7 protein-coding genes are annotated in these 7904 nt (G+C 61.8%); 6 read left to right on the top strand and 1 reads right to left on the bottom strand.

All coding sequences use genetic code 11. From position 1 onward, the window contains the following. Positions 1-374 (bottom strand): MipA/OmpV family protein (locus tag KGA82_RS16455; protein WP_223451286.1); only part of this gene is annotated, 374 nt, incomplete at its 3' end. Between the two features lie 231 nt (positions 375-605). Between KGA82_RS16455 and KGA82_RS16450 the strand changes: the two genes are divergently transcribed. Genes KGA82_RS16450 through KGA82_RS16425 form a run of 6 tightly spaced genes read left to right on the top strand, consistent with a single transcriptional unit; the run spans position 606 to position 7869 of the window. Continuing rightward, positions 606-1304 carry an MtnX-like HAD-IB family phosphatase gene (locus KGA82_RS16450; RefSeq protein ID WP_223451284.1) on the top strand — a complete coding sequence of 233 codons (699 nt, stop codon included), beginning with the start codon at positions 606-608 and terminating at the stop codon, positions 1302-1304. Then, positions 1297-2691 (top strand): aspartate aminotransferase family protein, encoded by a 1395-nt coding sequence (locus KGA82_RS16445; RefSeq protein WP_008032198.1) that lies wholly within the window; start codon positions 1297-1299, stop codon positions 2689-2691. Before KGA82_RS16450 ends, KGA82_RS16445 begins: the two co-directional genes overlap by 8 nt. Continuing rightward, a complete protein-coding gene (locus tag KGA82_RS16440) occupies positions 2688-3566 on the top strand; it encodes an alpha/beta hydrolase (protein ID WP_207286770.1) in 879 nt (292 codons plus the stop codon). Before KGA82_RS16445 ends, KGA82_RS16440 begins: the two co-directional genes overlap by 4 nt. 14 nt (positions 3567-3580) lie before the next feature. Further along, positions 3581-4708, top strand: a complete 1128-nt coding sequence (locus tag KGA82_RS16435; protein ID WP_223451282.1) for a GNAT family N-acetyltransferase — start codon at positions 3581-3583, stop codon at positions 4706-4708. Between the two features lie 10 nt (positions 4709-4718). Continuing rightward, positions 4719-6491 carry a sensor histidine kinase gene (locus KGA82_RS16430; RefSeq protein ID WP_223451280.1) on the top strand — a complete coding sequence of 591 codons (1773 nt, stop codon included), beginning with the start codon at positions 4719-4721 and terminating at the stop codon, positions 6489-6491. Next, positions 6481-7869 (top strand): sigma-54-dependent transcriptional regulator, encoded by a 1389-nt coding sequence (locus tag KGA82_RS16425; protein ID WP_223451278.1) that lies wholly within the window; start codon positions 6481-6483, stop codon positions 7867-7869. The genes KGA82_RS16430 and KGA82_RS16425 overlap by 11 nt, the downstream gene beginning before the upstream one ends. Positions 7870-7904: the final 35 nt, after the last annotated feature.

The following is a 7904-nucleotide window of genomic DNA, read 5'->3' as shown; positions in this document are numbered from 1 at the left end:
ACCGAAGCAAATACCCGCCAGAAGTCAGCCGGCGCGTACTGCACAAACCCGCCCACTTCGCCCATGTCCGGCACATCGCGCAAGCCTTGCAGCTCACCGTTGGAGGTCCGTCCCGGCAGGTAATTCAGGAACGGCCCGGCGCTGAAGCCACTTGCGTTGAACGCGTCCCAGGTCAGCCCGTCATCGGTGCTCAGGCTGACATCGCCCCAGTCCAGATCGAGGTACGGCACGGGCCGGGTTTCGTAACGGCTGCCGGTTGGGTCGTGCGGCTGATAGCTGAGGCCAACCCCTGCTTCGCCGGTGATGCCGTCTGCTGAAACGTTGGCCGAAAGGCACGTCAGCGCGGCGAATAGAGCAACTGTAATCCTCGACATGAGGCAATTCCTTGAACGGGACATGCGCGCATCAATCCCCGGATCGCGCTCCCGGCGCAAGCACTCATGTTGTTTGTAGCGACCTACAAAAATTGTAGCTTCGCCGCCACGAACACACGCCATAACCCCAGCCCCGCTGGGCCAAACCCGGTTGGCACAGTCCCTGCTTTACCCCCTGTGCAGCGCAGACAGCACACCCGGCGCACACTTTTTACAAGATAGGTAACGCAGATGATTGACTGGCATATCGTGTGTGATTTCGACGGGACCATCACCCGCACCGACGTGATCGACAGCATCCTCCAACGGTTCGCCGACCCGAGCTGGGAAGCGATCGAAAACGAGTGGCTGGCGGGCGACATCGGTTCCCGTGAATGCCTCAGCCGCCAGCTCTCGCTGGTCAAGGCCACACCGTCCGAGCTGCTCGGGTTCTTCGACACGGTCGAGATCGACCCGGACTTCCCCGACTTCGTCGACCATGTGATCGGCCTCGGCGCCTCCCTCGAAGTGGTCAGCGACGGCATCGAGCAAGGCATCGCACGGATCCTGGCGCGCAACTACGTCAGCCTCTTGCCGATCCTCGCCAATCGCCTGCGCCAACTCGATCACGACAGTTGGCGCATCGACTTCCCCCATGCCAGCGACGCCTGCCGCGCCGCCTCCGGCAACTGCAAATGCAAGTCCACCCCCAGCGCCAAACGGGTGCTGGTAATCGGCGATGGCCAGTCCGACATGTGCGTGGCCGCCACCGCCGATTTCGTGTTCGCCAAGGATCGCCTGGCCGAGCACTGCGAGCGCAACGGCATCGCCTATGCGCGCTTCGACAGCTTCGCCGAACTGCCTGCGTTGCTGGCCTTGCTGCCAAGCGCCAACGCCGCCAATGCCACCTCTTTCAACGTTGAAACACAGGAACTCCTCCACCATGTCTGATATTCGAATCGCTACCGCAGAAGACCAGATCCTTCTGGATAAAGAAGCCAAATACTGCTCCTACGGCGACACCGTTCACTACATCGACCCGCCGCGTATCTTCAGCCGATGCGAAGGCTCCTACGTCTGGGACACCGAAGACCAGGCCTACCTCGATTTGCAAATGTGGTACTCGGCGGTCAACTTCGGTTACGCCAACCCGCGCCTGAACAATGCGCTGAAACAGCAGATCGATACCCTGCCGCAGATCGCCAGCCAGTACCTGCACAAAGGCAAGATCGAGCTCTCGGAAATGATCGCGGTCGACGCGAAGAAAAAATTCGGCCTCGACGGTCGCGTGCACTTCAACGTCGGTGGGTCGCAGTCCATCGAGGACTCGCTGAAAGTCGTGCGTAACGCCACCAACGGCAAGAGCCTGATGTTCGCGTTCGAGGGCGGTTACCACGGGCGTACACTCGGCGCGTCGTCGATCACCTCCAGCTACCGCTATCGCCGCCGCTACGGCCACTTCGGCGAGCGCGCCAATTTCATCCCGTTCCCGTACCACTTCCGTGGCCCGAAAGGCATGACCAAGGAAGAATACGGCAGCCATTGCGTGCAGCAATTCGCCCGCCTGTTCGAGACCGAATACAACGGCGTCTGGGACCCGAAAGTCGGCCAGAGCGAATACGCCGCGTTCTACGTCGAGCCGATCCAGGGCACCGGCGGCTACGTGATTCCGCCGATGAACTTCTACAGCGAACTCAAGCATGTGCTCGACCAGCACGGCATTCTGATGGTGGTCGACGAAATCCAGATGGGCTTCTATCGCACCGGCAAGCTGTGGTCGATCGAGCACTTCGACGTAAAACCCGACGTTATCGTCTTCGGCAAAGCGCTGACCAACGGCCTCAACCCGCTGGGCGGCATCTGGGCGAAAGAAGAGCTGATCAACCCGAAAATCTTCCCGCCAGGCTCGACCCACTCGACGTTCGCCTCCAACCCGTTGGGCACGGCGGTGGGCCTGGAAATGTTCAAGATGACCAGCGAAGTCGACTACGGCGCGATGGTCATGAACAAGGGCAAGTACTTCCTCGAAGGCTTGAAAGACTTGCAGAAACGCTACCCGATCATCGGCGACGTCGACGGCCTGGGCCTGGCGCTGCGCTGTGAAATCTGCGGCCCGGACGGTTTCACGCCAGACAAGGCCACGCTCGATTTCATGGTCGAAGAAGGCATGAAGGGCGACATCGAAATCGACGGCAAACGCCTGGGCCTGATTCTCGATGTGGGCGGTTACTACAAGAACGTCATCACCCTCGCGCCGTCGCTGGAAATCAGCTATCCGGAAATCGATTTGGGCATCGCCCTGCTCGACCGCTTGCTGCATCGGGCGATGACACGATGAACGAGCAAGAGATCGACATGGGCGAAGGCAGCGCCGGTTTCGTTCTCGGCAGCGGGGAGGTCGCGGTGTTGTTGATCCACGGCCTCACCGGCACCCCGACCGAGTTGCGTCGGGTCGCCATCGGCCTGGCCAAGGCGGGTTGCACGGTGTACGTGCCGACGCTGGCCGGACACTGCGGAGACAACGCCGACCTGCAAGCCACCGGTTGGCGTGACTGGTACGAGAGCGCACGCAATACCTTCATCGGTGTGCGGCGCAAACACGAGCACGTGTTCGTCGGCGGTTTGTCGATGGGCGCGGTGCTGTCGATGTACCTCGCCGCCGAGCATCCGGGGCAGATCGAAGGCTTGTTGCTGTATTCGACGACCCTGCGCTACGACGGCTGGAACATGCCCAAGGTCGCCGTGCTCACGCCGTTGCTGATGGCGATTCCGTTTGGCGTGCACCTGTGCCGCTTCAACGAAAAATCACCTTTTGGCATCAAGGACGAACGCTTGCGAGCAATCGTCGAGCGGCAGATGAAGGCTGGCGAGAGCAGCAATGCCGGGCTGCTGACCATGTCCGGGGTGAGTGTCCGGGAACTGCATCGACTGGTGGCGGCGGTGAAAAAACGCATGCCGCAGATCACCACGCAAACGCTGGTGCTGCACTCGCGCGAAGACGACATCACCAGCCGCTGGAACGCCGATTATGTGGAACGCAAACTCGGCGGTCCGGTGGTGAAGGTTCTGCTCGACGACTGCTACCACATGATCACCGTCGACCTGCAATACCGCCGCGTGGTGGAGCTGAGCGCGGACTTCATCCAGCAACGTTTCATTCAACAGCGCTGCGCCCCCAAACCCATGCGCCAGGACTATCGGCAACTGGCCTGACTCAAGGAAACGATGTGATCACAGCCCTTGCCTTTTCGACGATCGAGGCCATCGACCGCGATGCCTGGAATGTCTGTTTCCCTGCCGAGCTGGAGGATTGGAATTACTACCGGGCGGTTGAACGGGCCGGCATCGCAGACTTTCAATGGCGCTATCTGGCGCTGTACGAAGACGAGGTACTGATCGCGGCGGCCGTGGCGTTCACCACCGCTTACTCGCTGGACACCACGGTTCAGGGGCTGGGCAAACGCATCAGCGAACGGCTGCGCGGTGTGTGGCCGGGGCTGTTCGATGTGCGCCTGTATGCCCTCGGTTCGCCGGTGGCCGAGCAGTGCCATGTCGGGACCGCGCCGCACATCGACCCGGCCCGGCGCGTGGACCTGCTTCTGCAATTATTACGGCTGGCGCGCCACGATGCCGATCAGGCCGGGATCGGTTTACTGGCCGTCAAGGATGCCTCTCACCGCGACCCGCAATGGTTGCAGGTGTGTCAGGACGCGGGTCTGCAAAGCATGCCCGGCCTGCCCAGCGCCGAGCTGCCGATCCGTTTTGGCTCGGTGGACGCCTACCTCGGCACGCTCGGCAAATCCACCCGCAAAGACCTGCGCCGCACCCTGCGTGGCCAGGGGCCGCGCATCGAATGGCGGCGCTCGGTCGATGACCTGCTGCCGCGCATGATGGCGCTTTACGAGGCCACGCTGAGCCGCAGCGACCTGACCTTCGAGCGCCTGCCGCCCGGCTACTTCCGCCAGGTCCTGGAACACCTCGATGAACGTGCCGCGTGCGTGTTGTATTGGGTCGGCGAAGAGTTGGTGGCGTTCAACCTTGTGCTGTTCGACGAACTGCGACTGGTCGACAAGTTCTTCGCCCACGACCTGGCCCGGACCCGCGAACACAATCTCTACGTGCGCAGCTGGCTGGCCAATGTCGACTACTGTATTGAGCACGGCATCCCGATCTACGCGTGCGGCCAGGCCGGTTATGCCAGTAAGCTGCGCCTGGGTTGCTCGTTTACCGGCAACACCGTGTTTTTCCGCCATCGCAACCGCTTGCTCGACAGCCTGTTGCGCGTGGTGAAACTGTTTATCCGACCGGACCGTTCCGACCCTGCCATGGCCGCCGCGATCAGCGAGCAGCAATAAGCGAAGCACAATGACCAAAGACTCACGCACCAACGCTCGACCTTTCGCCCTCTCCGGCTGGAGCCTGCAGCGCAAACTGGTGCTGGCGTTCTGGCTGGTCAGCGTCATTCCGACGATGATCGCCGCCGAACTGGCGGCCACCACGCTGTCGCAGATTTTCGACAGCAACGTGCGCATCTGGCTGCAGGAATCGACCAAGATCGTCGAGGACGAGATCAGCGAAATCCTGCGCGACAACGCCCGGGTCGCGCAGCTGTTCCTGCGTTACACGCGCCCGCCCACCGATCGGCTGGCGAACAAACACGACAAGCTGACCACCGACATCGCCGACTCCATGGGCATCGACGTCGTGGCGCTGGTGCGCGCCAGCGATCACAAAGTGGTGTTCAGCACCGCCGCCGACGACATCGTCCGCCAGATCAGCACCGCGCCCAAGGCGGTGCTGCAAACCCTGCAAGTCGGTGGCGTGGCGACCGGCACGGTGGTCTCGACCTTCGAAACGGATCAGGACGGCGTCGAGTACAAACTGGTGATTGCCACCTACCTCGACAACAGTTTCCTCACCAGCGTGGCTGACGTGCACTCGCTGGACCTGCGCCTGTATCTGGCCAAGGCCAATGACTTCTCGGAGATTTTCTCCACCCAGCGCTTCGAGGATCATCCGGCAGCCGTGCCGGAAAAAATCGAGCAGATCCTGCGCAGCACCAAACAGCCAATCGAACAATTCACCAACCGCTACAGCGGTATCTACCGGCCGATACTCAACGAGAACGGCGAGCTGCAAGGGGTGATTTTCAGCGGCCTGCTGCGCCACTCCAGCCTGGTCGGGCTGGTCAATCAGAGCAACCTGTTCATCCTGATTTTCCTGCTCAGCTCGGCGGCGTCCCTGGCGGTCGGCTGGCTGGTTTCGCAGCGCCTGACCAAGCCGTTGCGCGGGTTGTCCAAAGGCGTACAAGCGGTGATCGCCGGGGATTATCGCCAACGCCTGCCGGTCACCGGCGGCGACGAACTGGCGGAACTGAGCAGCACCTTCAACCACATGAGCGAACGCCTCGGCGAGTTGCAGCATCTGGAATCGCAACTGCGTCGGCGTGACCGCCTGCATGCGCTGGGCGAAGTGGCGATGGGCCTGGCCCATGAAATCCGCAACCCGCTGGGCATCATCAAAACCGCCACGCAACTGCTGCACCGGCGCGCCGATTTGCCCGAAACCGACAAGCGTCATCTGGAATACGTGGTCAGCGAAGTCAGCCGGATCAACGACCTGATCACCGACTTCCTCGACTTCGCCAAACCCAGCGCACCGATGCGCTCGACCCAACTGGCCCGCCCGCTGGTGGATGAACTGGTTGGCTTCTGCGCGCCGGAGCTGGCCAGCCACAACATCGATGTACAAATCGATGATCAATCGCCCACCGCGACGCTTTACGCCGACGCGCGGCAAATCAAGCAGGCCGGCCTGAACCTGATCGTCAATGCCATCGACGCCATGCCCGACGGCGGGCGGCTGACCCTGGGCATCAGCAGCGACCGGCATTACACGGTGATCAGCATCAGCGACACCGGCCAAGGCATCGAACCGGACATGCTCGAACGGATCTTCACACCGTTCGTCACCACCAAGGCCTCGGGCACCGGGCTGGGTCTGGCCAAGGTGTTCTCGATCATGGAGAGTCATGACGGGCGCATCGAATGCGTCAGTGAAAAAGATGCCGGGGCCACATTCACCCTGTACATTCCGGCCAACGGTGAAGACTTCGACGAGGGCAGCGATGACACATAACGTACTGGTGGTCGACGACGAGCCCAAGCTCTGCGACCTGCTGGCCTCGGCGCTCAGTCAGAACGACATTGTGGTGTTCACCGCCGGCAACGGCCTGCACGCGCTCAAGGTGCTGGAGTGCGAAGACATCGACCTGGTGATCAGCGACTGGCGCATGCCCGGCATGGACGGCCCGCAACTGCTGGCGGAAATCAAAAGCCGTTTTCCGCAGTTGCCGGTGATCGTCATGACCGCCTACAGCACGGTGAAAAACGCCGTGCAGTCGATGCGCAACGGCGCCTTCGACTACATCGCCAAGCCGTTCGACATCGATGAGCTGGACATCACCGTCAACAAGGCCCTGCAATTTCGCGACATTCTCAAAGATAACCAGCGCATGCGCGCCGAGCTCGACGAACACCGGCAGATCGACAGCCTGATCGGCGACAGCCCAAGCTTTCGGCGGGTGCTGCACGCCATCGACTCGGTGCGCGAAAGCAACGCGACCATTTTGCTGACCGGCGAAAGCGGCACCGGCAAGGAAATGGTCGCCCGGGCGATCCACACCCACGGCAATCGCGCCGACAAACCTTTTGTCGCGGTGAACTGCGCGGCAATCCCCGAAGGGCTGCTGGAAAGCGAAATGTTCGGCCACCGCAAAGGCGCATTTACCGGCGCGGTGGCGGATCGCGTCGGGCGCTTCCAGCAGGCCGACAAGGGCACGCTGTTTCTCGATGAAATCGGCGAAATGCCGCTGGCCTTGCAGGCAAAAATCCTTCGGGCCTTGCAGGAGCGAGTGATCGAACCGGTGGGCGATCCCCGCGAGCGCAAGGTCGATGTGCGGGTGATCGCGGCGACCAACAAGAACCTGCTGGACGCGGTGGCCAACAAGGAGTTTCGCGAAGACCTCTACTACCGCCTCAACGTCTTCCCGATTCCGCTGCCGGCCCTGCGCGAACGGGTTGAAGACATTGCGCCGCTGGCCCGGCATTTCGCCCATACGCTGGGGGCTGCGGCCGGCAAACGCTTCAGCGGTTTCAGCCCGCAGGCGTTGCAGGCCATGGCCCGGTATTCATGGCCAGGGAATATTCGCGAACTGCAGAACTGCGTGGAACGGGCGACCATTGTCGCCTCAGGCGCGGTGATTGAAGAGGAAGACCTGCCGGCGTACCTGTTTGCTTCAAGCTCCGCCGACGGCGGCACGTTGATCGCTGAGGGCAGCGTACCGGCAGACCTGGAAGCGGCGCTGGCCGAGGTGGAAAAAACCTACATTCTGGCGGCGCTGGCACAGAGCAACGGCGTGCAGGCAGCGGCGGCGCAGTTGATCGGGATTTCCGAACGCAGCTTTTGGTATCGGTTGAAGAAGCTGGGGATTCATGTGGACAAGATTGTGCGCTGACCATCATGCCCACAAACAGCGTGGGCATGACCTGC

This window comes from Pseudomonas sp. BF-RE-22 (assembly GCF_019956155.1).
GTDB lineage: Bacteria > Pseudomonadota > Gammaproteobacteria > Pseudomonadales > Pseudomonadaceae > Aquipseudomonas > Aquipseudomonas migulae.
This window is presented reverse-complemented; position numbering and strand designations above follow the sequence as displayed.

Coding starts and splice junctions, on each gene's coding strand:
- KGA82_RS16450 (WP_223451284.1), top strand. CDS start 606: ATGATTGACTGGCATATCGTGTGTGATTTCGACGGGACCATCACCCGC.
- KGA82_RS16440 (WP_207286770.1), top strand. CDS start 2,688: ATGAACGAGCAAGAGATCGACATGGGCGAAGGCAGCGCCGGTTTCGTT.
- KGA82_RS16430 (WP_223451280.1), top strand. CDS start 4,719: ATGACCAAAGACTCACGCACCAACGCTCGACCTTTCGCCCTCTCCGGC.
- KGA82_RS16425 (WP_223451278.1), top strand. CDS start 6,481: ATGACACATAACGTACTGGTGGTCGACGACGAGCCCAAGCTCTGCGAC.
- KGA82_RS16445 (WP_008032198.1), top strand. CDS start 1,297: ATGTCTGATATTCGAATCGCTACCGCAGAAGACCAGATCCTTCTGGAT.